The sequence below is a fragment of the Streptomyces sp. MS19 genome, from assembly GCF_047200595.1.
Lineage (GTDB): Bacteria > Actinomycetota > Actinomycetes > Streptomycetales > Streptomycetaceae > Streptomyces.
Genome location: NZ_JBJZOH010000091.1, coordinates 1 through 1352, shown reverse-complemented (window position 1 = coordinate 1352; position 1352 = coordinate 1). Strand labels below are relative to the sequence as shown.

At 66.5% G+C, this 1352-nt stretch carries 2 protein-coding genes; both read left to right on the top strand.

Annotated features, from left to right (window positions below):
• Nucleotides 1-684 precede the first annotated feature (684 nt).
• Complete coding sequence (locus ACL02R_RS30010; protein ID WP_412800115.1) at nt 685-840, top strand: hypothetical protein; 156 nt, start codon at nt 685-687, stop codon at nt 838-840.
• A gap of 65 nt (nt 841-905) precedes the next feature.
• Complete coding sequence (locus tag ACL02R_RS30005; protein WP_412800114.1) at nt 906-1283, top strand: helix-turn-helix domain-containing protein; 378 nt, start codon at nt 906-908, stop codon at nt 1281-1283.
• The last annotated feature ends 69 nt before the right edge of the window (nt 1284-1352 follow it).

Below are 1352 nucleotides of genomic sequence, written 5' to 3'. Positions count from 1 at the left end.
CTGGGCGCGCCGGGCGGATGACGGCGCCCGCTCAGACTGCCGGGGGGCGGGATGGGCAGGGCGAGCACACGCAGGGGGACAGCGCCGAGCCGCGTGAAGGCGAGGAAAGCACGGAAAGCGAAACGATGAGGAACCTTCGCGAAAGAGTCAGGCAAACCAACCTTGAGTCCAAAATGGGTGCGGCCATGAAAGGCGGCAGGTAGTGTCCATCCACCGCTCTCGCGCCCGGCCCGTCTCCTACTGGTGCGATTCCCGTGTCACGGTCGAATCGGCGGATTGGGCGTGGCGGTTCGGCTGTTTCCATGCCAGATCCCCGCGCCTCGCGCTTCGCTGGCTCACCGCGCAGGCGCTTCGTATCGCGGGGGCGATCGACCCACAGCCTTTCGGATCGCCGTTCCCGCTTGAATGCCTCTCCCTCATGCCCGCTGACCACCCCAACCCGGGCGCGCGGCTCAGGGGGTGGGCGTCCAGTGGCGATGCCACTGCCGCCGGTATGGCACTTCTGGCCGAAGCCCAGCCGCTTGTGGTCACGGCCGAAGGGCCGGACCGGGTGATGGGACGCGGCGACGTGCACATGACGTACACCCTGTCCGCCGTCCCCGTCTTCGCCACGCCACCTACCGGCCCCAGGTGGCGCCCCGCGCCCACTACCCGCACATACATGACGAAAGTGAAGGTGACCCCGTGAGCAAACCATCGGCCTTCAGAAAGCCGACCGGCGGCAGGCTGCCCCAGCACAGCTACGAGCGGGCCGAAGAGCGGAGCATCGACCGCCAGAACGCCGACCGCCACGACCTGATCGCCCGCATGCGGCGCCGCATCGAGTCCAAGGCCAAGTAGACAGCTCCGCCCCCGCTGGGTGTCCGAACCCCCGGCGGGGGCGGTCCCACCGAAGGATGATTCGAATGAACGACTCCGCAAGAAAACCCGCTCGCCTTTCAGATGGTGAACTCCTTCACATGGCAACAGCGGGCGCAAGTCTCCGATGCATGATCGCGCGTACTCACATGTCACAAGAAGCCTTGCGGCGACGGCTGGAACTGCTCGAAGTGGAAGTCGGCTACATTCCCTTCCCCCATTACTCCCGCGAGAGAAGCGCGTTGATGACCGCACTTCGCGAGTGGTACGAAGCCGGCGCCAGCATCGCCCATCTCATGGGTGCGACGAAGATGACCTACCCCGTAGTCCGCCGCATGCTCGAAGAAGCCGGAACAAGATTCCGCACGGAAAACCGCGCCTCCCGCTCCCCTCTCCCAGGAAGCGGCGGCCCGTGCCCCACGTAATCGCACTCATTCTCCTGCCCCTCGTCGGCGTCGCCCTGCTGGTCGTCCTCGCCGGATGCGCGTTCGTGG